Source organism: Methylobacterium sp. AMS5 (assembly GCF_001542815.1).
In the GTDB taxonomy this organism is placed as follows: Bacteria; Pseudomonadota; Alphaproteobacteria; order Rhizobiales; family Beijerinckiaceae; genus Methylobacterium.
This window is the reverse complement of the sequence record NZ_CP006992.1, coordinates 592,501-613,787: the sequence shown is the minus strand read 5'-3', so window position 1 is coordinate 613,787 and position 21,287 is coordinate 592,501. Positions and strand designations below refer to the sequence as shown.

Genomic DNA, 21,287 nt, shown 5'->3' with positions numbered 1-21,287 from the left:
ACGCCCGCCCCGATACGGAACCTCGGCCGGGGACCGGAGCTTGGTCAGGCAACCGGCTCGGCGAACGGCCGGATTCCTGCGGACGAGCCTCGAGTCATGCGCACCCCTCTCCTTCTCCTCCTCGCCGTGCTGGCATCGACGGCGGTCCGTGCCGCGCCGGAGCCGGAGGCACCCACCGCGACACCTGCGGAGAAGGCGCACGGGGCGGTGGCCGGGCGGCTCGAACCGGGCGCCAACAGCTTCACCGCGGCTCAGGTGCGCGCGCGGTTCGCCGAGATGGGCTTTGCAGACGTTGCCGATCTGCAACTCGACGGGCAGGGCATCTGGCGCGGGCGTGCCGAGCATGCGGGCCGCACGCTGAGCGTCGGCATGGATTTCCGGGGCAACGTCGCCGCCGAGTAGCGGCTGGCCACCCCAAATCAGACGAGAGGAACGACCATGGCAACACGCGCCGTCACCGCCCTGTTCGACAATCAGGACGCCGCCGCCCGCGTCATCGATCGCATCGAGGCGGAGGGGGTGCCGCACTCGGATATCGGCATCGTTTCGCTGAACGGCGCGGATCGGCCGGCCGGCGCCTTGGCCGGTGGCGCCACGGGTGAGTCCGCGGCGCCGGGCCATGCCTCGGCAAGCGAGCACGAGGGTTCGGCGGCCGAAGGGGCGGGTGCGGGGGCGACGGTCGGCACCGTCCTCGGCGGCGGCGCCGGCCTGCTCGCGAGCCTGGGGCTGCTCGCGATTCCCGGCGCCGGTCCGGTGATCGCGGCGGGCTGGCTCGTCGCCGCCCTGTCGGGGGCAGGGGTGGGGGCGGCCGCGGGCGGCCTGATCGGCGCCTTGACCGGCGCGGGGCTGAGCGGCGCCGATGCCGAGACCTATGCCGAGGGGATCCGGCGCGGTGGCACCCTGGTCACCGTGCGGGCGGACGGGGAGGTCGCCGACCGCGTCATCGCCCTGATGCAGCGCGCCGGGGCGGTCGATCTCGACGAGCGCGCCGAGGGCTGGCGGGCGCAGGGCTGGACCGGCGGAACCACGGGTGAGCCGCGCGCGACCGGAACGCCCTCGCCGGTGCCCGACCCGGCCCTAGCGCCCGAGCCGGGTACGCCAGCCGATCCCACCGCCTCGCCGCCGACCCGCCGTCCGCCCGGCGAGATCGCCTGACCGGTGCGTCAGCTATAGAGATACTTGCGGATCAGGACGCTGAAGCCGAACACCGCCATGGCCACCAGCGCGACGATGCTCGTGATCAGGTGCTTGCGCGGCTCGATCGCCGATGTGGGCACGACCGGGTTGACCACGGGCGTGAAGAACTCGATCTGCCGGTTGGCGACGATGCGGGCCTGCTCGCTCGCGGCCAACACCTTGTTGTGATAGAGCAGCGCGTTCTTGCGCTCGTTCTCCAGCCCTTCGAATTCCGTCATCGCCTCCGACAGCAGGCGTCGTTGATCCGGATCGGTGCTGGTCATCTGCCGCTCGATCTTCTCGATGTTGTCATCGAGATCTTGGATCTGCGCCTTCAAATCCTGGATCGGACGCCGCTCCGGCGCGAGGTCGCGCAGGCTCTGGTTGAGCTGCACCGAGAGGTCGATGCGCTTCTTGCGCAGCTCCGCGATGACCGTGAGGTTGTTCTTGTTGGCCGATTGCGCATCGAGAATGCCGGCGCGGTTGCGCAGGTCGCGCATGGCACGCTGGACGGTGAGCAGGCGCTCTTCGGCGTTCTTGAGTTCGCGGGTGCTCTCAGCCAGCGCGGCGTTGCGCGCCTTGAGGCTGAGTTCGTTCACCATGCGCTCGCTCTCGTCCAGAAGCGCGCGAGTCAGCGTGTAGGATTCCTGCGGATCGAAGGCGGCGACCTTCAGGCTGATGATACCGCCATTGGAATCGACCGAGGTCGTCACGCGCTTGTGCCAGTAGAGCATGAACCGCTCGATCGGCTCGCTGGCGTCGAAGCGCGAGAAGAAGTCGATGCCGTCCCGCGAGAACATCTCGCGAAGCGGCATCTGCCGCTCCATGGTCTCGATCATCTGCCGGCTGGCGATGTAGCTCGTCGTGATCAGCGTGTCCTGGGCGATCATCTGCTTGGACAGGGAGCTGTTGTTGCCCGTTTCTTCGCTCTGCACCTTGTCGACGTTGCCGAGCGCCGGGCGCAGGGCGAAGCGTGCCTCGGTGATGTAGCGGTCGGAGGCGACGAGGTAGAAATAGCCGGCGGTGACCATCGTCGGCAGCAGGAACAGAAGCACGAAGAAGGCGGGGATCCAGGGATCGCGCCGGATATGCGTCTGATAGGCGCGAATGCCCTTCTTGTGGTCGGACTGGCGCGCGATGCGGGCAAACCGCTTGAGCGATTCCGTGACCGCGGTCGAGCGGTCGGCGGTGGTCACCGCTGCGCTGTTCGGACTGCTGATCTCGGTGCTCATGGTCTCGGTGCTCGCACGCCTCGCGCGGTCAGCCGCGCCGCGTCAGGGGCGGCGACGGATCGCACGCCAGCGTCTCTGGCCCGCCCTCGCGGCGAAAGCGTGTCCGAACCTTGATGGGTGGCCGATGCCGTCCCGCGGCCCGGCGACCCGTCAGCTATTCAGGCGCCGGTAGGCGGTGATCGCCTCATCGACATCGTCGTAGACCACCGCCTGCCCGTTGATCAGGATCAGCGCCTGACTGCAATATTCGCGGATCTGTTCCATGCTGTGGGAAATCAGGATCACGTCCGCGGTTTCGCGCCGCTTGTTGAACACCTCGGCGCACCGCTTCTGGAAGCGCGCGTCGCCCACCGAGAGCGTTTCGTCGATGAGGTAGGTGTCGAAGGGAATCGCCATGCTCATCCCGAAGGCGAGCCGCGAGCCCATGCCGGAGGAGTAGGTGTTGACCGGCATGTTCAGGTAGCTGCCGAGTTCGGAGAAATCCTCGACGAATTCGAGCACGCGCCGCGGATCCTCCCCGTAGATCCGGGAAACGAAGATGACGTTGTCCCGGCCCGTCATCTTGGCGTTGAAGCCGCCTGCGAAGCCCAGCGGCCAGGAGACGCGAAGACCCCGGACGATGCGGCCCCGGGTCGGCTCCTCGACGCCGGCGATAAGCTTCATGGTGGTCGATTTGCCGGCACCGTTGATCCCCATGATGCCGTAGCTGATGCCGGGCTTCAGGGTGAAGTTCACCCGGTCCAGGATGGTGCGCCGCCGACCATAGGTGGAATAGACCTTGGTGACGTTCTCGAAGCGGATCACGGTTCGGTAGGCTCCACCGGTGAACGTTGCGGGCCGGACCGACGCAACGGATGCGCCCGCCGTACGACCGCCGCGTCGCCAGCGAAAGTCGGCGAGGCATATCGGGCGGTTCAAGCCCGCACCTTGTGCCGCGTAGGAAACCGAAAAAAACGGCGAATCTGGGGACGGCAAGGCGATGCGAACCCGCGCGACGCCATCTCGAACGCGAGGGTCTCCGGGGCGGCGTGCACAAGGGGATCTGCCCGCTCGGCTGCACCGCGTCCGAGTGTCCTCTCTCGGCGATGAGCACGGCGTCGGCCATCCCGATCTTTGTCGATGTTTCACGTCATGAGATGCCATCGCCGCCGGATACGCTGAGTGCGATCAACAGATGCCAAATGATGTTCGGGCGAACGAGGCTATAGAATGTTGGGTCAAGCGGCATAAATGCCGAGGCGCGTGCAATTGATTGCCTGGACGAATTGCTTTTGCTCAAGGAATATTTGAGGAGACGATGTTAAGTCGGCGAGACTGCTCTCGACTGTATCGGCGATGGACCGTCGGGGCGACAGCTCGCTCATGAGCAGCCTTTCGCGTGCCTGAAACTGTCCGGTTTGATCCCCGGCTCCTACCTTGGGTTGATATTTTGCGTGAAATAATTTCTTCTAGGTTTTGTTTTTGGCAATGGAGCTGGTCTTGAATCCCGATCTCATCGAGACTCGCGAAGAGGCTCTGGCACTCGTGGACGCAGACCTGATCACGATCCAGGACTACCTCGTGCTGTGCCGGTTCAAGAGCTGGAATTCGGCCGGGCATACGCCCGCCGTCGCGCTGACGAAGCAGGCCGGGCTACCACTCTGTCGGAACGCGCATTCCCACCGTGAGGCGGGCGACGTGCTGGGGTGGCCGGCTCACCGGTCGGCGACGGTCCCGGAGGTCTCCCGCCGCGAGAAGCCGGTCCCCGCCCGCGGGCAGATCGTACGCTTTTCGCTCAGGAACGCTTAGGCGACGAGACGCCGGCGCGCCGGAGCGCTTCGGCCAGCGCCCCGTCCTGCGGCGGGGCTGTGGGCGCCGGGCGCCGGGGCTGCGCATCGGGGCGGGGGGCGTTTCCACGCGGCGGCGTCGCGCCCTCGAGGGGGTCGTCGAGCCGCATCGACAGTGCGATCCGCTTGCGCGGTACATCGACCGACAGCACCAGCACGCGCACCACGTCGCCGGTCTTCACAACCTCGGAGGGCGAGGCGATCCGCTTGCGGGCCATCGCCGAGATGTGGACGAGCCCGTCCTGATGCACGCCGATATCGACGAAGGCGCCGAAGGCCGCGACGTTGGTGACAACGCCCTCCAACTGCATCCCGGGCTTGAGGTCGCCGATCGTCTCGACGCCTTCCTGGAAGCTCGCCGTCTTGAAGGCCGGGCGCGGGTCGCGGCCGGGCTTTTCCAGCTCGGCGATGATGTCGCGCACGGTCGGCACGCCGAAGCGTTCGTCGGCGAAGGCGGCGGGCGAGAGCGGGCGTAGAACCGCGGCATTGCCGATCAGCACGCGGATGTCGCTCTTCGTCGCCTCGAGAATGCGTCGCACCACCGGATAGGCCTCCGGGTGGACGCCGGAGCGGTCGAGCGGGTCCTCGCCATCGGGGATGCGCAGGAAGCCCGCCGCGAGTTCAAAAGTCTTGGCGCCGAGGCCCGGCACCTTCTTCAGCCCGGCACGGGTCCGGAACGGGCCGTTGGCGTCGCGGTGGGTGACGATCTTGTCCGCCACCGACGCGCCGAGGCCCGAGACCTGGGCCAGGAGCGGGCCGGAGGCGGTGTTCACATCGACACCGACCGCGTTCACCGCGTCCTCGACCACCGCTTGAAGCGAGCGCGAAAGCTTCTGCTCGGTGACGTCGTGCTGGTATTGGCCGACGCCGATGGATTTCGGGTCGATCTTCACCAGTTCCGCCAGCGGGTCCTGCAGGCGCCGGGCGATGGAGACGGCGCCGCGATGCGACACGTCGAGATCGGGCAACTCACGGGTGGCGATGGCCGAGGCCGAGTAGACGGAGGCGCCGGCCTCCGACACCGTGACCTTGGCCATCTTGAGATCGGGGTTGGCGGCCAGGATCTCGGTGGCGAGCCGGTCGGTCTCCCGCGAGGCGGTGCCGTTGCCGATGGCGATCAACTCGACGCCGTGCTGGCGGCAGAGACGGGAGAGCGAGGCCACCGCCTCCTTCCAGCGCCGCTGCGGCTCGTGCGGATAGGTGGTCTCGACCGCCACGACCTTGCCGGTGCGGTCGACCACCGCCGCCTTCACGCCGTTGCGGTAGCCGGGATCGAGCCCGAGCGTCGCCCGCCCGCCCGCCGGGGCGGCGAGCAGAAGATCCTTGAGGTTGCCGGCGAACACCTTCACCGCCGCCTCCTCCGCCCGCTCGAACAGGCGTGCCCGCAAATCGGCCTTGATGCCGGGGCGGATCTTGGTGCGCCAGGCGATGCGAACGGTGTCGAGCAGCCACGCATCCGCCGGACGGCCGCGCGCGGACACGCCGAACCGGCGGCAGACGGCGAGTTCGAACAGCCCCGGCACGCCCGCCGCCGAATCCTCGCCTTCGGCCGCGAAGGCGAGGTCGAGCACCTCCTCCTTCTCGCCGCGGAACACCGCCAGCACCCGGTGCGAGGGCATCCGCTCCAGGCGCTCGCGCCAATCGAAATAGTCGGAGAACTTCTGGCCCGTCGTCTCCTTGCCCTTGCGGACCTTCGCCACGGCCTCGCCCCCGCGCCAAAAATCCTCGCGCAGGCGGCCGATCAGGTCGGCATCCTCGGCGAAGCGCTCGATCAGGATCGCCCGGGCGCCCTCCAGGGCCGCCTCGGCGGTTTCGATGCCCTTGGCGGCGTCCACGAAGCCCTGCGCCGCCCGCTCCGGCACCGTCTCGGGGCGCGTGAGCAGGGTCTCGGCCAGCGGCGCGAGCCCGGCCTCGCGGGCGGTCTGCGCCTTGCTGCGGCGTTTGGGCCGGAACGGCAGGTAGATGTCTTCCAGCCGCGCCTTGGTGTCGGCGGCAGCGATGGCGGCGGCGAGTTCCGGCGTCAGCTTGCCCTGGGCGCGGATGCTCTCGGTGACGCTGGCACGCCGGTCGCGCAGCTCGCGCAGATAGCCCAGCCGCTCCTCGAGGGTGCGGAGCTGCGCGTCGTCCAGCGAGTCGGTCGCCTCCTTGCGGTAGCGGGCGATGAACGGAACCGTGTAGCCGCCGTCGAGCAGATCCACGGCCGCGGCCACCTGCGCCTCGCGGGCACCGAGTTCCTCGGCGATCAGCAGGTTCACGCTCTTCACGGGATCAGGCCTCGGTCGCAGTGGCAGGGAATGTCGAGCGGCCGTCCTTCTCCGATCGGGCGAGGCGGCGCAAGCGGTGCCCGTTCTTCGGAGAGCGCGCAGTCGTCCGCGCTGAACACGCTGTCGCCGGCGAAGATCATGTCGCGATCGACCTCGGGCGGCTCATTCTGGGAGCTGTAGGCGAAGAACAGGCGCCGGCTGTGTCCGTCCGCGCCGGTCGGGGTGAGGGTGTGGCGGATTCTTTCGACGAACCGGTGGCCGATTCTTCGGATTACGCGCGAAGACCGGCGCGGCAACGGCCTCACGACAGCCACGTGCTCGCGAGTGCCCGCAGGCCGATGCCGAGCCAGATCAGACCCGTCAGCAGCATGAAGGGCAGGGCCAGGATGACCAGCCAGCCCATCATCAGCAGGGTGTAGAGCAGGCCGCCGATATCGATGCCGGCGACGAGGCAGGGATGCGCGCTTCCCTCGTCCACCCGGCAGCCGGTGAGGCGGGCCAGCCCGAAGCCGAGCGCGAACAGCAGGGCCGGCGTCCACACGAGGGCGGTCACGGCGAGCATCATGCGCCGGCTTCTCCGCGGAAGGTCAAGTCCTCGCCGATCCGTTCTGCACCACCTGACGTTCCGCTTCGGGTGACGCGATGCTGCCGGCATGCGGGGCTCATAGGGTGAAGCTCGCGACCCAGATCCGCCGCCAGCCGGGTTCGGCCGGCGCGACGACGACCTTCACCGACCGCCGCCCGTCGTACGGCGCCTCGCCGCCGAAGCTTCCCTCCGGCGGCGTCGCGATCCAGCCCTCGAACGACGTGCTCAGCAAGCCGAGCCCCGGATCGACGCCCGCTTCGAGACCGTCCGGTATGAGGCGGGCGGCGAAGGCGTCGGCTTCCGCCTCCGGCGCGTCGAGGCGCAGCAGGACCAGCCGGTCGATACCCGCCTCGGTGTAGGTCCGCAGGTCGCGGCGGCCAGGCGGCAGGGGCGTTGCGAGAAAGGCCTCGACGGCCTCCGGCGTCATCGTCGTCGGCGGGAATGAGCAGGCCGCGAGTATTGGACCGGTGGCGAGGGCGACGAGAAAAGCGCGCCGGATCATGTCTCGCTCCACCGGCCGCTAAAGCCGAGGATGGGCAATCCCTGCTCCGTCTCCTCCAGGGGGAGGCGACCGAGGACCTCCGGCACCGCGCGGGCGTGCGCCCCGTCCTGGGGGACGGTGGGTACGGGGCGTCCGTCCCGGCTGGGCCATCGGGCGAGGGTGGGTCGCTCGCGCCACGCGATGGCGCGCAGCTCGAACGGGCCGACCGCGATCGAATCGACGGAAGGCCGCGGCGGCCAGAGGTCGGCCCGCGTCGGCCGGGTCATGACCCGCGGCCCGGGACAAGCGATGAACTGCACGATGATCTGCCCCCGGCCGAAGCCAGCTTCGTCGAGGGCGCAGAGACGCTTGCGCCACGTCGTGTCCGACATGTGCGCGCGCGAGAAGTCTCGCCGCGCCCGGGCGCCGAGGCGGCGAAGGGTTTCCCGGCCGTGCTCCGTCATGCCCGGTCCCATCGCCTGCACCCCGTCACGGTTCGCGCCGGTAGACGCCGCGGAAGGTGACGTTCATGCCGCCGCAGGCGAGGTTGTCCTCCACCACGAGCCAGGGGCCGAGGCGCCGCAGCCAGACCTTGCAATCGGACGCGCCGCCCTTCTCGACCGGCAGGGTCTCTTTCTCACCCATGGCGAAGCTGGCGCCGTCGCCCCTGGGCGTGACCGTGCCGGAGATCTCGCCGAGATGAACGCCGCCGCGCTTCACCCGCTCGTGATCGCCGAGGCCCCAGGTCGCCTCGCCCGAGATCGCGAGCGCGCCGGGCTTGTCCCCCGGCTTCACCTGAATGCGCCCTTCCGCCTGGGTCCAGGTGCCGAGCCAGTCGTCGAGCGCGACCGGGGCCGGCGGCTCGGCCGCCACGGCGTCGGCCGGGATCCAGCCGGTCCGGGCCAAATCGCCCTTCGCGCCGCGGTAGCTGGCGCAGACATAGCCGCCGCGGCGCTCGCCCAGGATCACGGGGTCGCCGGTCACCAGATAGGCCCGCTCGCGGCATTCCGCGCTGGCATCGGGGCAGCCGTTCTGCGCGAGCCCGTCCCTGACGAAGGGGGTGCGGCCCGTCGCGGTGATCCGCCCGAAGCCGAGGGCCGGTCCCTCGGAGAGCGAGGGCGTGCGCCGGCACTCGTTCTTCGCGGAGGCCTCCCGATCCTGCGCCCGTGCGGCGCCCGTGGTGGCAGCGAGAAGTGCCAGCAGGATCAGGCCGCGTGACCGAAGGCCCGGCCGGGGGATCGAATGGGGGTGGCTCACGGAAGCGTTCTCGGTCTGGACGAAGCGAACGGGGGATCGCGGCACGAGGGCTCAGCGCATCGCGACCGAAGCGGCGACGCGCTCGGCACGAGCCAGCGCGTCGGCCCGGCCGGCATCGGCGAAGCCGATCACGCGCATATAGCGCCCGCCTTCGAACACCGTCGTCTGGGTCATGCCGAGCGTCCGCCCGTTCCTGGCATCGATGCCCGTGCCGCGCAGGCGCACCACGACGGCGCCGCCACGGGTGCTGCGCGCTTCGTCGGTGATCGCCACGTCCTTCAGATCCTTCTGCGTGGTGAAGATCCGGCGGGCGTAGGCGACCTCCGCCCCCGCCGGCGCCGGCGCCTGACCCAGCGAGGGCGCGACGATGACCACCGGCTGCTCGCGCTCGGGATCGATGTCCTTCGGCCCCTCGGTCAGGAGGAGGCCGTTGCCGGCGAACACCCCCATCGGGCGGAAGCCTGCGGTGTCGCCGACGGTGTAGGGAAGGGCCGCGACCTGATCGGCGAGGCTCGCCTTGGGCCGGAAGGCGATCGTGCGCAGGGCCGCCTCGACCGCCGGAGCCGGCACCTGCTTGGCCGCCGTCTCGGGCACCTGCACGGTGACGAGCCCGGTGCCGGAGGTGCCGCGCACCACGGCGACCCACTTGGTGTAGGTGAGCCCGTTGGCACCCTGCATTCCCCGCAGGACGAAGCCCTCGCCACCCGCGACGGTCAGTGGCTCGGGTCCGCCCTTCACCCGGAAGCCGGAGGGCGCCATGGCCTCGGGCGTGAACTTCCCGTTGATCTGATCCCAGGCCTCCGGCGGCATCTCCACGAGGACGATCGAGGCGCCGGAGCGGTGCTCGAAACCCGAAAACCTCGCGGCCGGCTTCATGCCGGGCGGCGGAGCGAGGCCGAGCGAGCCGGCGGGCGGGAAGACCGGCTCGGCCGCGAGGACCGGCGCCGAAGAGGCCGTCAGCGCGCTCATCAGCCCGGCGAACAGGCCGCGCCGGGCCCACCGGCCGGGGACGAGGCGGGCGAGGGTGCGGCGCAGCGGGGTGCGATCGGTCATGGGGTCTCTCCGAAGGCGGCGTGCAGAAGCGCGTCGAGGGTATCGGCTGCGGTGCGTCCGGGCCACAGCGCCATCCGTGGATCCGCGTGGCGCCGGGACCGAACCGGTCAAGTTCGAACCGGTCGTCGTGGATCGCGATCTCGCGGGCTGGCCATGTGAGGCACAGCGTCGGCCACCCCGCCTGCGAGGCTGCCTCGGCCATGTCCGGCACCGGGGTCAGCGGGTGGCGACGCGGCTGACGACGAAGGTGTTGCCGGAGAACTGGACCTGCCCCGGCGCGCTCATGTGCTCGAGCATCAGGCGCAGGTTGCGGCCGAGCCGCGCCGATTCGGAGCGGGTCTCGTACCAGTACTCGGCGGTGGCGCCGGAGGAGCGCACCGGGCGATGGTGCTCGTAGCAGCGGAAGGCGGCCATGTACTCCTCCGCCGCCTGCACCTCCTGCGGCGAGAACCCGCTGAGGCGCACGACATAGGCCGTCGGCAGGCCGCCGCAGGATTCACCTGCTGCCGCGGGCGGGGACTCGGTGCCGGGAAGCGCGTTCGGAAGGGCGTTCGCAGGCGCACCGGCATCGGCGCCGCGGCGGGGGGCGATCACGCCGTCGAGCTTGGCCGTGAGCGCGGTGGCGACGTCGGCGGCGATGCTTTTGGCCTCGGCGCCCACCCGTTCGAGCAGACATTCCCGGTCGCAGCCCTGGGGCAGGGGCGGAAGCTGCAGCCCCGCCACCTCGAAGGCGCCGAGCGATTGTCCGGTGCGCACATTGAGGAGCCGGCCGGGGATGCGCACCTCCGGCCGCACGATGTCGGAATAGCCCGATTTCGAGGCCGAAGCGTAGACCTGGAACACCGCCACCACGTCGAGCGGCGGGTTCTGGACCGCGCGAGCGACCTCGATCAGCTCCGCATCGCGGCGGCGGACCCGGTTGGCCTGGGTGATGCCCATCGCCACCGCGGTCTCGTCGTAGACGTTGTAGCCGCGCAGGTTCATCGTTTCGGAGAGTTCGGCGATCACCCGCTGGAAGATGCGGTTGCCGCGGGGCACGGAATCCTCGTCGGCATCCTCGCCCATCACGACGATATTCGGCCGGGTCTGCGCCTCGGCCTGCGCGGCGAAGCCGAGGAGGGCGCCGCCGATCAGGGCGAGGGTGGCGAGCGTTCGGGCGGGTATGCGCAGCATCGGAGGCATCCTGTGGGTCGGCGGTGATGTCGCGAGGGTCATTCGGTGCAGGGCAGCGGCGTCGGCGCCGCGTCGAAATCGTCGAGGTCGAGCGGGAGGCGGCGGCGCGGATCGCCGAGCCCGTTCGCCCCGCAGCCTTCCGCGGCAGCGGGCAGGACGAAGCGCAGGGCGCCGCTTCGCAGGGGCACGATCAGGCTCACCTCGACCCGCCGGTTGATCCGCGCGAGGGGCTGGGCCGGATCCTTCGGCCGGGACGGACCCCAGCCGTGGATGCGAAGGCGGCGCGGATCGATGCCGTAGGCCTCGGCGAGATGGGCCTTCACCGCACGGGCGCGGGCGAGCGACAGGCGCCGGTTGTAGCCGAGCCCGCCCGCGGCATCGGTGTGTCCGGCGATGAGGAAGCCGTGGGCGGCCAGATCGCGGGATTGCAGCGCTTGGCCCAGCGGTTCGAGCTGGACGCGCGCCTTCGGCGTCAGGCGGGCGCTGTCGTAGGCGAAGAACACGGTAAGATCGACCGAGCGGGCGGGATCGACCCGCAGGCTCGGGCCGCCATCGCCGGGCGAGACCGCGACCGGCGCGGCGGGACGGCCCGGATTGCCGTCGGCGAAGGGGGCGAGCGAGCAGATGATCGCGTTCGCGGACGGGTTCACCGCCCCGGCTTCGGCCTGCTCGGCGGCCTCGTCACGGGCCGGCGGCGCCTCCGCCTCGGCGGCGGGTGTGCGGGTGCCCGGCGCCTCGGTCAGCGGGTTGGCACGGGCGGGTGCGACGGCGAGGATGACGCTCGCCGCCAGAGTCGGGCCGAGACGCCGACGCCATGCCGGCGCCGCTTCCCCGGCCTTTCCGCCTGCACCGCGCGCAGGCGCGGCTGTCCCCTCGATTGCCCCCATGGCTTTCGTCTCCGTCTCAAGAGGCCTTGCCGCGGCCCCGTCCCCCCGCATCCCTGGACTTCGCAGAGCGGCTTTTGCCGCCTGCTTATGAGAAAAAAACGCGAATGCGTTCGCGGCGCCCCGCTTACCCCCCGACCCGCCACGGATCGATGACGCTGATTCCGGCGGCCTCGAACGGGGTGGTAGCCGAGTGCCATCATATCGCAACCTTGCCGGGTGCCGCTCAGCGCCCGCGCAGGATCGCGTTCATGCTCGCGGGGTCGAGGGGCCCGTCCGCGGGCGGGGCGGCGGGTTTGGCGGAGGGCGCCGCACTCGCTTTGGGCGGCGCGTCGCCGGCGGGTGAAGCGGCGGCGACCGGGCGGCCCTGGCCGGCGGCGATCGCGGCGAGGATGGGGCTGCGCCCGAGGATCGCCGAGAGCCGGGTTGCCTTGTTGAAGCTCGACGGATCTTTGGGGTCGAGGCCGCCCTCCTTGTGCAGGGCGATACCGGCCACGGAGGCGTCGAACATCAGCGAGCCCGAGGAGCCGCCGAGCGTGTCGCAGCGGTGGCGCAGGTCCGGCCCCTCGGCCTGATCCTTCATCGCGAAGCAGCGGAAGCGGCTCATCACCTTCGGCCGCCCGAGCGGGTGATGGATCACGAGCATCGAGCGGTTGCCCGGAACTGTCTCGCCCGAGAGGCGGACTGTGCCGTAGGTCGCACTCGGGTTTCCGGCGACGCGGGCCAGCGCGTAGTCGAGGCGGGCGTCGTGCTCGACCGGCTTCGGGTCGATCTCGAAGCGGCGCGCGCCCTTCCCGTCCAGCGTCAGGAAATCCATCAGGATCGACGCCTTGATCGGGGTCAGGTCGCCCGATTGCGGCAGGCAATGGTGGTTGGTCAGCACGGAGTCGCCGGGCAGCAGCGCCCCGGTGCAGGAGGCGCCGACCTGCTGCCCGGTGCGGTTGTTGCGCAGAACGATGTCGACGCGGCCGATCGGGCGAGCGAGCGCGGCGAGCCCGTCCTTCGGGTCGAGTTCGCTGATCGGCTCGAACGCCCCCTTGTTCTGATCGACATAGGCCGCCGCGTCGCCGGTCGTCTGACGCAGCGGAAGCTGCGCCCGGCCGTAATCGGCGGGGTCGAAGCCGACGCTCTGCGCCCGCGCGGGGCCGGCTGTGCAGAGGGCCAGCAGCAGACAGGCGGCGGCCCGGCGTCTCCGGCGGATCGGGGTCATCGTCTCCCTCCTCTGCGTCAGCATCGTCGTCGGGCCGCTCGCGGCGGGGTCGAACATCATCGGCTGCGGCTCCGACATCAGCGCGTCAGAGCGTGGATGATCCGGCCGCCGGGCAGGGCGGCGCCCGGTTCCGGTTGAGCCTGGACCGCGTAGACGAGGTTCTGCCGCCCGGCCTCGCGCAGGAAGTAGCCTTGCGCCCCGTCGGCGAGCCGGACCGGGGGCAGGGCGGCGGCGCGCAGCTCCGGCCCGATTTCGAGCCGCAGCCCCGGTGCCGCCGCGATGGCGACCCCGCACAGTTCGGGCACGAGCCGGGTCGGCGCGAGGCGGTCGCCGTCCTCCGGTGCGACAGGGCGGCGCTCGGCCGGCTCGGCGCCGAAGGCGACGCGGCGGCAGGACGAGCCGGGCGGCGCCCGCAATTCCTCGACGCGGATCGCGGCCGGCGTCTCGACCGGGGGAGGGGAGGGCGCGGCGATCTCGGCCAAGGAGGCGGGCAGGGCAGCGGGTTCGTTCCCCGCGCCGACGCTTGGGGCCTGCCGGGCCCCGAGCGCGATGAATCCGCCGAGCGCGACGAGGCCGACGGCCGCGGCGGCGCTCACGGGCAGGGCGAGGCGGAGCGTGCGGCACCGGGGCTCCGGTGCGGTCGCCCGTCCTGGCCGGGTCAGCGCCTCCACGGCCGCCGGAACATCCCCGGCCGGCAGAATGTGGGGCGCTCCCGTCCGTCCGAGCGCGCGGAAGGCCGCCGCGGCCGGCTCCCGCTCCGGCCCGTCCGGCAGCAGGACCGCGAGCGGCACCTCCGGCGCCGCGGCGAGCAGGGCGCGGGAGCGCTCGATCTTGTCGAGGAGCGCGTAGTCGCCGGGCAGGACCGCGAGGTTGAGATCGACCGCGCCGGTCGCCCAGAGGATCAGGTCGGCCTGTGCCGGCTCCGCGACGAAGCGGTGGCCGCGGGCGGCGAGGCCGTGGGCGAGACAGACCGGCACCTCCCAGGAGCGGCCGGCATCGAACGAGCCCGACAGGCGCAGTTCGTGCGGCAGGCCCCCGTCGCCGCCGAGCCGGGCGACGGGCCCGCCCGGTGCGCAGAGCCGGGCGTAGTCGGGCGACCAGGGCAGGGGGCGGTAATCGCCGTCGGCGAAGGCGGCCGGCGCCGGCAGGCCGGGACGTCGGTTCAAAGACCTCAGACGGAGCGGCCCCCGGGTCGTCGGGATGAGGACGAGGATCGCGAGCCCGGTCATGCCACGCTCATGCCGGATGCACTCCACCGGGGCGCGGCCCGCTTCCTCCCAGCAGGAACACCGCGCAGGCCGGATCGCGCAGCATGCGGCCGAGCCGGTCGGCCTCGGCCAAGGCCGGATCGAGGGCGAGCAGGATCGCGCCGTCGACCGGCGGGCCGAGATCGAGCCGCACCGTCTCGTCACCGAGCCAAGCTTCGATCCGCCGCGGCATCGGCCCGTCCGGCCCGCGCAGGATCAGGAGCGGCGGCGTGCCCTCCAGAATCTCTAGCTCGAATGGGCCGACCCGGCGCCGCGTCAGCGCCCCGTCCGAGGCCGCAGCCGCGAGGGGGGCGTGGGCCAGGGCCTGCGCGCCGAGCAGGGTGCGGTAGCGCCGCGCGGCCTCGGGATCGGAGCGGATCGCCCGGACCACCGCGAGATCGACCGGGCCGCCCGGCTCCCGGGTGGCATGCGCCCAGAGGGCGGCGTGACCCGGCTGAGCGGCGTGGCTTGGCCGGACAGCCGGAACCTGTGCCCGCATCAGCGCGCGGGCGGCGTGGATTTCGGCGAGCAGTTGGGCTTCGTCGCTCACGCAGCCGCCTCCTCGGCATAAGCCGCCGCGAAGGCGGCCGCGAAGACGGATCGATCCGCTGCGAAGGCCGCGTCGAGCGGGCGCTGCCGGGCCAAAGCCGCGAGCGCCCGTTCGAGCCGGCCGGCTTCTTCGGTGAGGCGCAGGAGCGCGGCTTGCGTGGCAGCAAAGCCCGCGGTGAGGACGGCGCGGTCCTCGAAACCGGCCCGGCGCACCCGGCGCAGATCCGCCTCCGCGGCCTCCAGCGCGGCCCGCACCTCCGGGGTGAGCCCGTCGCGCTCGGCGATGCGCAGGGCCGCCGCGATGCGCAGCATCCGGGCGAGATGAGCGGCGAGCGCGCCGGCCCGCTCTTGGAGCGCCGCGTAGCTCTCGGCCTCGGCGCAGGTCGCCCGCTCGGCGACTTCGGCCCCGCCGCCGCCCCGGCGCAGGCGGTTGGCGATGCCCGATTGCACCCGCCCGAAGCTCGCCGCCCGCAGAGCCGTCAGCGGACGGGTGCGGTGGAACGGCTCCAGGCGCAGGAAGTCGGACAGGTCCTCGCGCTCGGCCCCGGTGAGGATCTTGGGACCCTCCGGCCAGTCGGCGAGCAGGGCCGCCAGGGTCTCGGCCGGCTCGGCGGCGGCGAGATCGCCGAGCGCGGCGTCGAGCCGCTCCTCCCACCCCGCATGCGCGTCGAGGGAGACGGGTGCGGACAGCCCGTCCAGGCCGCCCACCAGATGCGCGCCCGCCTCGAAGGTCACGAAATGTTCGGCGATTGTGCGGAAGCCCGGCCGCTCGCCCGCCTCCATCTCGGTGCGCCAGAAGGCGAGGATGTCGTCGTCGCCGAAGTCCTTGCGTCCCCCCAGGAAGCCGAGGATCGCGCGGAAGCGGCGCTCCAGCGGCGCCAGCGGCAGGTGGGCGTTGCGGTAGGCGGAGAGATGGCGGGCGAGGCGCTTTGCCAGAAACGCGGCGCCCTCGGCATCGGGGGCGGATGCGAGGTCGTCGAGCCAGCCCGTGACGGCGGCGAACTGCGCCAGATCCTCGGCCGTCAGCACGAACTCTGCCAGAGCGAGCAGCCGCGCGAGGCCGGCCCAGCTCGTGCGCCACGCCTCGCCGAAGACCGGGCCGCGGGCGTCGGCCGGGACGGTTCCGGCGAAGCGCGCCGACACGGCTGCGGCGGTGGCGAGGCCGGGATCGAGCGCCAGGGTGACGAGGTCGCGCCCGTTCCGCGCATCGGTTGCCTGAGCCAGGGCGGTGAGCGCGTGGGCGAGGTCCCAGAGCGGCTTGTCGCGGTTCGGGCGCACGGCGCCGGTGACGACCCGGGCGAGCCAGGCGCGATCCTCGCGGGAGAGGTCGCGGCCGTCGCAGACGGCGGCCAGATCGGCCGCACAGCGTTCGTCGTATCCGCCGGTCATGCGCCTCCTCGGAGCATCGGCGCGGGCGGGCGGTTGCCGGCGTCCGGGTCGATGCGCGCGCACGGCTTGCGCCGCGAGCCTGCGCCCGACACGAGGAACCGGCGCGCATCGCCGTATCGATACCCCGAGCCCGAACATCCGTCACCCTCCCGCACCGCTCGGGGCGTCGCCTCCTCATGGGACGAGCAGAGTGCAATCGGCGGGTGTTCCGATGAGCAGGAAGACGAGCCTCGCGGCGATGACCGGAAACGTGAGCCAGATCAGCATTGGGCGCCGACCCGCCGAGAAGACGCGCAGGATCATGTAGAGCAGCCCCTGCGCGATCGGCACGAGACGCAGCAACCCCGCGAAGGTTCGCGCCGTGTGCGACCACGTGCGGTATTCGGGCAGGTAACGCGCTTCCTCGCTCAGCGCGCCGGCCGCGGCGAGCGCGACGGTCGGAGCCGCCACGATCCCGAGCCGCCGCCACGTAACGGTCTCTCCGGCTGTCCGGCGGTGCCAAAGGGCGGCGATCTCGCTGGCGTAGAAGCTGAGAACCGGCGTCACCACCGCAGCCGCCACGATGAGCCATCGGACCGAGACCGGGCTGCCGGCGAGGGCGGGCCCGCGCGCAAGCCGGGTGAGCCAGACGAGATGCGCGATGAGCACCCCCGTGAGCAGCACGAGGGCCATGGTGAGGAGCCAGAGCGCGACGCCGAGGGCTGCGCCGTTGATGAACATGGTGCGGGCAGCTCCGGGGTTGCGGGGGGTGGTTGGGGGCTCCTGCCGTCACTCCGGCAGGATGTCGGCCCTGCTCTCGTATGCTCGCCTTCGCCTCGACTGCCATGTCGGGCCCCGTCTCCCGTTGCTGCCCGAAGCCGCGTCACCGCACCACGATTCGCGCGGTGGCCTCGGTGATGCCGGGCGTCGCGCGGATCTTGTCCAAGAGGTCGAGCACGTCGGGGGGCTGCAGCAACTTGGCCTCGCCCTCCGCGTCCGGTGCCGCCGCGAGCCAGCGCTCGGCGAGTTCCGGCGGCAGGCCGCCCTCCACGCCGAAACAGGCGAACAGGTTCTCGAAGGGCTCGCCCGCCACGATCTCGTCGAGGCCGTAGCCGCGCGGGTAGCGCTTTGCCTCGCCGGCCTTGAGCGGCGCAGCGGAGGCGGCGTTGCCGCGAACCGGCAGGGCGACGAAGGCGGTCTCGTCGGGGGCAACCACCCAGCAATAGAGGTTTTGCCGCGCCCGGGCCTCGATGCGCATCTCCAGGCGCTGCCCGGCTGCGAACGGCGTGGCCGTGGCCGCGACGGTGAGGCGCCCGGCATCGGTGCGGGCGGTCGTCGCCAGATGGTCGAGGAAGGGCCGCGGGGTCGGATCGCAGCCGAGCCCCTCGATTCCGATGCGCCGCCGCCCGGTCGGGGCCAGCACCGCGCCATCGCGCTGGAATTCCAGCTCCATCCAAGATTGCCGGCTCCGGTCGGTGAGGAAGCGCCCGCGTGCGGTGATCGCGCCGGAGCAGGCGGTGCCGGGCGGGAGCCGCCGCACGTCGAGCCGCGCCCCCTTCAGGATGCGGTTGGCCGAGCGCGCCTCGGCGTCGAGCGCGATGACGAGGCGATCGGTGAGCGCGCCGGCGCAGGTCGAGTGCCCGCCCTCCGCCACGAAGGGGCAGACCGCGATCGCGCTCGCGTTCGGTGCGGCCCCGGCGAAGGCCTTCACCGCCCCCTCCATCACCGCATCGATGTCGGCGACGCCGGCCCCGACGCGGATCGGCAGGATGATGGGCTCGCTCGTGGCCTTGCAGGCGGCGTTCCGGGTGATCGCTTGAAGCCGCAGGGCCGCGGTCTCGCCGGCCCGGTGCGGCTCCACCAGGAACACGCTGGCATCGCCCGAGAAGGCCGCGCGGATCTGCGCCTCGGCCTCCGCTCCGGACAATCCGGTGGTGCCCTCGCGCAGCGCCTTGATCCGCACCACGTCGGCGGCGGGGGCGAGCCGCACGCGACCCGTCGCCTGGAGCCGGCTCTCGACCGCGAGGCGCACCTCTTCGGCCTGCTCGCGCGAGAGCGCCGACTGGCCCGGCTCGACGCCGATCACCGCCAGCGTCAGGTCGGGCCGCCCGGCGCAGGCCGCCACCGCATCGAGGAAAGGCTTGAGCGTGGCGGTGCTCGGATCGGCGCGGGCGGTTGCCGGGAGAAGCAGCAGGGCGGCGAGGAGGAGCCTCATTCCGCCTCGTTCGCCCGCGCGTACTGGTCGAGAGCGCGCACGAAAACCGGGTTGAAGCGGCCGTCGAGGGCGCCCGAGTAGTAATCCGCTTCCTTGACCGTGCGCTGCACGGTGCGGATCGTCTCCGGCTTCAGCTTCTGCGCCGCCGTGTCGGTGGCCGAGACCGAGGCCGCGCCGAGTTCGCCGCGCTTGCACGCCCGCAGCACCATGTCGGTGGAGCGCACGCCCGGAAAGTAGCGGCCGAAACCGTTGTCGATCAGCGTCGCCATCGTCGCCATGGCGACGGGATCGCCCTTGTCGGCCGCCTGCCGGAACAGGTCGAAACCCTGTCGCAGATCCCTCGGGAAGCCGTAGGCACCGGTCGCGTAGTGCGGCACCAGCTTCGAGATCGAGGGCACGTCGCCGCCCGCCACCGCGCGCTTGTAGAGCGCGACCGCCTCCGCCTCGTTCTTCGGGATGCCGTTGCCGTATTCGAGCATCCGCGCGGCGTTGGCGAGCGCCACCACGTTGCCGCCTTCGCCTGCCTGCCGGTAGAGCCGGAAGGCTTCGGCCTGCCCGCGCTTGACCCCCTGGCCGTTCTCGTAGAGCGCGGCGAGGTTGTTCATTGCCGAGACGCTGCCGGCCTTGGCCGCCCAGTCGTAGGCGGCAAACGCGTCCTTGGAGCGGTCGGCCCGGTCGTAGGCGCGGCCGAGCTGGTAGCTGAGGCGGCGCAGTTGCGGATAGGAGGCCGCCGCGCCGCGGCAGGCCTCGATGGCGGCCGAGGCCTCGACCCGCCCGAGCTTCACCCCCGGCACGCCCTTCGGCCGGTCGGGATCGTCGGTGCCGGCGGCAAGCGCGTCGCAGCGCTTCACCCGCGGATCGGTGCTCGGATTGGCGCCGCCGAGATAGCCCTCCGCGAGACTGCGATAGGCGCAGGCTTCGCCGCAGGAATCGAGATAAGCCTGATACTGCCGTTGCGCACCGAACTTGGCCCAGTTCTCCTGGTCGATCGCCGCCGCGTCGCGCTTGCGGCCGGCGAGCAGCCGGTCCATCGCCTGGGAGCGGTAGGCGCAGGCTTCGCCGCAGGTGCCGACATAGGCTTCGAAAGCCTCGCGCGTGCCGAGGTTTTCCGCCCGCCGCCACGCCGCCTCGTCGCGGATCGCCGCGACGCCGCCGGCCACCGCCGCGACGGGGAGCGAGGCCTTCACCACGATCGGTGCGTCGTCGATCTCCGGCACTTGTTCCCGGCCCGAGGCCCGCCGCGCCGCCTCCTCGACCTCGCGGCGCAGGTAGCCCTTCAGCTCCGGCCACTGGATCAACCCGTCGCCGTTGCCGGCCCCATCCTTGGCGTCGGCGAGACCCGAAACGCCCATCAGGAAACGGCTCGTCAGCAGGCCGAGCTTGTTCGTCTCGTCCCAGTTCGCGGGCGTCGCGCCGGAGGTGGCGACGAGGCGCACGATGCCGCTCTCCGCCTTCGGCCGGGCCGGGGCAAAGCCGGGCGCGGAGACCGCGAGCAGGCTCTCGCCCTTGCGCCCGGTCTCGCCGGTGAAGCAGGCATCGACCATCACCACGAGCTGGCGTTCGGGCCCGATCTTGCGCTTCACGAGGTCGAGGTTGCGGTAGAGGGTCTCGAGAGCATAGCCGCTCTCGCCCTGGTTCGGGTTGCCGTCCTCGGGCAGCAGGAAGGGCTGCCGCGTCGTCAGATCCGGCACGCCGTGGCCGGAATAGTACACGAACACGTTCGAGCGGCCCTCGCGCGTGGTGCGCCACAGCCGGCCCGATTGCGGATTGCGCTCGGTGCCGAAGACTTGGTTGAACTCGTTGAGCGTCGCGTCCTTCAGGATGAAGACGTTGCTCTCGCGGTAGCCGAGACGCTCGATGAGATAGGCGCGGATCGCCTCGGCGTCGTTGTGGGCGTAATCGACCGGCACCGCCTGCTTGTAGCTGCGGTTGCCGATCACCACCGCGACCGAGTCGGCGTTGTCGGTGAAGGACATCGCTTCGGGTGTCGCTTGGGCCAGCGCGAGTTCGGCCGGCACCACGAGGGCAAGGCAGGCGGCCAGGAGGAGCGCGGCTCCACGGAGCAATCGGCGCGCAGCGATAACCGGAGCCTGTCTCGGCATGCGGATCGTCCTCCTCTCGGTTCGCGGACCGAGGCTGTCATCCTTGGAGCGGGCGCGCCCGCTCTGGGACGCGGCCCAGGGGTAGCCGCTCGGGGGCTGGGAAACAATGTCGCCCTCCGGGCTTCGCCGCCCATCCGCGGAGAGCGGTCCCGCGCATCGGAGGCCGAATGGGACCGGCCTCGAAACAGGTCCGGCATCGTGGCGCTCAGCCCCCGGCAAACAGCGTGAGGATGAGGCCGAGGGCGGCGAGGTGGAGCGGTGAGATCGCGGTCAGCATCGCGGCGCCCCCTTACGGCAGGTAGAGGCCGCGGCCGCAGCGGCGCACCCGGCGGGTCTCGACATAGCCGGTATAGCGGTTGAACACCTCGACGGTGCGATAGAGACAGTACCGGCCGGAATTGCGCCCGTTGTAGTAGACGCCGCCATTGTCGAGATCGACGCCGAGGAATTCTTGATTGGCGGGCTGCGGAGCGGTCTCCTGGGCGAAGGCCGAGGGGGCGGCGCCGAGAAGGCCGGCACCGACGAGCGCGAAAATCATCAGCTTGTTCATGTCGCATCTCCCTGATCGGGCGGCGTCCATCCGCCCTCACCGGGGGCATGGAAGCGACAGACCGATTTTTGCGGAGGTTTGACTCGAAAAAACGCGGATCCTTCGTTTGCAGGT

At 71.4% G+C, this 21,287-nt stretch carries 21 protein-coding genes; 3 read left to right on the top strand and 18 right to left on the bottom strand.

What is annotated here, in order from left to right; translation table 11 throughout:
* Positions 1 to 96 precede the first annotated feature (96 nt).
* Both Y590_RS02840 and Y590_RS02835 read left to right on the top strand, forming a co-directional pair.
* The gene (locus tag Y590_RS02840) at positions 97 to 402 is read left to right on the top strand and encodes a hypothetical protein (protein WP_060768553.1); all 306 of its coding nucleotides are present in this window, start codon (positions 97 to 99) and stop codon (positions 400 to 402) included.
* A gap of 36 nt (positions 403 to 438) precedes the next feature.
* Positions 439 to 1,155 (top strand): hypothetical protein, encoded by a 717-nt coding sequence (locus tag Y590_RS02835; protein ID WP_060768552.1) that lies wholly within the window; start codon positions 439 to 441, stop codon positions 1,153 to 1,155.
* 8 nt (positions 1,156 to 1,163) lie between these two features.
* Here the strand turns inward: Y590_RS02835 and Y590_RS02830 are convergent, their stop codons facing one another.
* Entirely contained in the window at positions 1,164 to 2,408 is a 1,245-nt protein-coding gene (locus Y590_RS02830) for a KpsE/RkpR family capsule polysaccharide export protein (RefSeq protein ID WP_060768551.1), read from the bottom strand.
* Between the two features lie 150 nt (positions 2,409 to 2,558).
* Complete coding sequence (locus Y590_RS02825) at positions 2,559 to 3,212, bottom strand: ABC transporter ATP-binding protein (RefSeq protein WP_060768550.1); 654 nt, start codon at positions 3,210 to 3,212, stop codon at positions 2,559 to 2,561.
* A 675-nt stretch (positions 3,213 to 3,887) separates the two neighbouring features.
* On the opposite strand from Y590_RS02825, the gene Y590_RS02820 reads away from it, so the two are divergent.
* Complete coding sequence (locus Y590_RS02820) at positions 3,888 to 4,196, top strand: hypothetical protein (RefSeq protein ID WP_245517571.1); 309 nt, start codon at positions 3,888 to 3,890, stop codon at positions 4,194 to 4,196.
* On the opposite strand, the gene Y590_RS02815 is transcribed toward Y590_RS02820, so the two are convergent.
* From Y590_RS02815 to Y590_RS02735, 16 genes are all read right to left on the bottom strand, one after another.
* Positions 4,183 to 6,498, bottom strand: coding sequence for a Tex family protein (locus Y590_RS02815; RefSeq protein ID WP_060768548.1), 2,316 nt, complete (start codon positions 6,496 to 6,498; stop codon positions 4,183 to 4,185). The genes Y590_RS02820 and Y590_RS02815 overlap by 14 nt on opposite strands.
* Positions 6,499 to 6,799: 301 nt before the next feature.
* A complete protein-coding gene (locus Y590_RS02805) occupies positions 6,800 to 7,063 on the bottom strand; it encodes a hypothetical protein (RefSeq protein WP_060768546.1) in 264 nt (87 codons plus the stop codon).
* Positions 7,064 to 7,160: 97 nt separating this feature from the next.
* A complete protein-coding gene (locus tag Y590_RS02800; protein ID WP_060768545.1) occupies positions 7,161 to 7,586 on the bottom strand; it encodes a hypothetical protein in 426 nt (141 codons plus the stop codon).
* Entirely contained in the window at positions 7,583 to 8,029 is a 447-nt protein-coding gene (locus tag Y590_RS02795) for a hypothetical protein (protein ID WP_144439913.1), read from the bottom strand. Before Y590_RS02795 ends, Y590_RS02800 begins: the two co-directional genes overlap by 4 nt.
* Before the next feature lie 25 nt (positions 8,030 to 8,054).
* Positions 8,055 to 8,822, bottom strand: coding sequence for a hypothetical protein (locus tag Y590_RS02790; protein WP_286161842.1), 768 nt, complete (start codon positions 8,820 to 8,822; stop codon positions 8,055 to 8,057).
* 51 nt (positions 8,823 to 8,873) lie between these two features.
* Positions 8,874 to 9,875 (bottom strand): hypothetical protein, encoded by a 1,002-nt coding sequence (locus Y590_RS02785; protein WP_060768543.1) that lies wholly within the window; start codon positions 9,873 to 9,875, stop codon positions 8,874 to 8,876.
* Positions 9,876 to 10,091: 216 nt separating this feature from the next.
* The gene (locus Y590_RS02780; RefSeq protein WP_144439912.1) at positions 10,092 to 11,048 is read right to left on the bottom strand and encodes a hypothetical protein; all 957 of its coding nucleotides are present in this window, start codon (positions 11,046 to 11,048) and stop codon (positions 10,092 to 10,094) included.
* 38 nt (positions 11,049 to 11,086) lie between these two features.
* Positions 11,087 to 11,935, bottom strand: a complete 849-nt coding sequence (locus tag Y590_RS02775) for an OmpA family protein (protein WP_060768541.1) — start codon at positions 11,933 to 11,935, stop codon at positions 11,087 to 11,089.
* 223 nt (positions 11,936 to 12,158) lie between these two features.
* Positions 12,159 to 13,202: a trypsin-like serine peptidase gene (locus Y590_RS02770; protein ID WP_245517569.1), complete on the bottom strand. Its 1,044-nt coding sequence runs from the start codon at positions 13,200 to 13,202 to the stop codon at positions 12,159 to 12,161.
* Positions 13,203 to 13,219: 17 nt separating this feature from the next.
* Entirely contained in the window at positions 13,220 to 14,371 is a 1,152-nt protein-coding gene (locus tag Y590_RS02765) for a hypothetical protein (RefSeq protein WP_060768540.1), read from the bottom strand.
* 7 nt (positions 14,372 to 14,378) lie between these two features.
* Positions 14,379 to 14,939, bottom strand: coding sequence for a hypothetical protein (locus tag Y590_RS02760; RefSeq protein WP_060768539.1), 561 nt, complete (start codon positions 14,937 to 14,939; stop codon positions 14,379 to 14,381).
* Positions 14,936 to 16,327 (bottom strand): hypothetical protein, encoded by a 1,392-nt coding sequence (locus Y590_RS02755; protein WP_060768538.1) that lies wholly within the window; start codon positions 16,325 to 16,327, stop codon positions 14,936 to 14,938. The genes Y590_RS02760 and Y590_RS02755 overlap by 4 nt, the downstream gene beginning before the upstream one ends.
* A gap of 174 nt (positions 16,328 to 16,501) precedes the next feature.
* A complete protein-coding gene (locus tag Y590_RS02750) occupies positions 16,502 to 17,047 on the bottom strand; it encodes a hypothetical protein (protein ID WP_060768537.1) in 546 nt (181 codons plus the stop codon).
* Between the two features lie 142 nt (positions 17,048 to 17,189).
* The gene (locus Y590_RS02745; protein WP_060768536.1) at positions 17,190 to 18,521 is read right to left on the bottom strand and encodes a hypothetical protein; all 1,332 of its coding nucleotides are present in this window, start codon (positions 18,519 to 18,521) and stop codon (positions 17,190 to 17,192) included.
* Positions 18,518 to 20,623, bottom strand: coding sequence for a caspase family protein (locus tag Y590_RS02740; RefSeq protein WP_060768535.1), 2,106 nt, complete (start codon positions 20,621 to 20,623; stop codon positions 18,518 to 18,520). The genes Y590_RS02745 and Y590_RS02740 overlap by 4 nt, the downstream gene beginning before the upstream one ends.
* A gap of 289 nt (positions 20,624 to 20,912) precedes the next feature.
* A complete protein-coding gene (locus Y590_RS02735; protein ID WP_060768534.1) occupies positions 20,913 to 21,173 on the bottom strand; it encodes a hypothetical protein in 261 nt (86 codons plus the stop codon).
* Positions 21,174 to 21,287: the final 114 nt, after the last annotated feature.

Coding starts and splice junctions, on each gene's coding strand:
- Y590_RS02840 (WP_060768553.1), top strand. CDS start 97: ATGCGCACCCCTCTCCTTCTCCTCCTCGCCGTGCTGGCATCGACGGCG.
- Y590_RS02835 (WP_060768552.1), top strand. CDS start 439: ATGGCAACACGCGCCGTCACCGCCCTGTTCGACAATCAGGACGCCGCC.
- Y590_RS02830 (WP_060768551.1), bottom strand. CDS start 2,408: ATGAGCACCGAGATCAGCAGTCCGAACAGCGCAGCGGTGACCACCGCC.
- Y590_RS02805 (WP_060768546.1), bottom strand. CDS start 7,063: ATGATGCTCGCCGTGACCGCCCTCGTGTGGACGCCGGCCCTGCTGTTC.
- Y590_RS02800 (WP_060768545.1), bottom strand. CDS start 7,586: ATGATCCGGCGCGCTTTTCTCGTCGCCCTCGCCACCGGTCCAATACTC.
- Y590_RS02795 (WP_144439913.1), bottom strand. CDS start 8,029: ATGACGGAGCACGGCCGGGAAACCCTTCGCCGCCTCGGCGCCCGGGCG.
- Y590_RS02785 (WP_060768543.1), bottom strand. CDS start 9,875: ATGACCGATCGCACCCCGCTGCGCCGCACCCTCGCCCGCCTCGTCCCC.
- Y590_RS02780 (WP_144439912.1), bottom strand. CDS start 11,048: ATGCTGCGCATACCCGCCCGAACGCTCGCCACCCTCGCCCTGATCGGC.
- Y590_RS02775 (WP_060768541.1), bottom strand. CDS start 11,935: ATGGGGGCAATCGAGGGGACAGCCGCGCCTGCGCGCGGTGCAGGCGGA.
- Y590_RS02770 (WP_245517569.1), bottom strand. CDS start 13,202: ATGATGTTCGACCCCGCCGCGAGCGGCCCGACGACGATGCTGACGCAG.
- Y590_RS02765 (WP_060768540.1), bottom strand. CDS start 14,371: ATGACCGGGCTCGCGATCCTCGTCCTCATCCCGACGACCCGGGGGCCG.
- Y590_RS02755 (WP_060768538.1), bottom strand. CDS start 16,327: ATGACCGGCGGATACGACGAACGCTGTGCGGCCGATCTGGCCGCCGTC.
- Y590_RS02750 (WP_060768537.1), bottom strand. CDS start 17,047: ATGTTCATCAACGGCGCAGCCCTCGGCGTCGCGCTCTGGCTCCTCACC.
- Y590_RS02745 (WP_060768536.1), bottom strand. CDS start 18,521: ATGAGGCTCCTCCTCGCCGCCCTGCTGCTTCTCCCGGCAACCGCCCGC.
- Y590_RS02740 (WP_060768535.1), bottom strand. CDS start 20,623: ATGCCGAGACAGGCTCCGGTTATCGCTGCGCGCCGATTGCTCCGTGGA.
- Y590_RS02735 (WP_060768534.1), bottom strand. CDS start 21,173: ATGAACAAGCTGATGATTTTCGCGCTCGTCGGTGCCGGCCTTCTCGGC.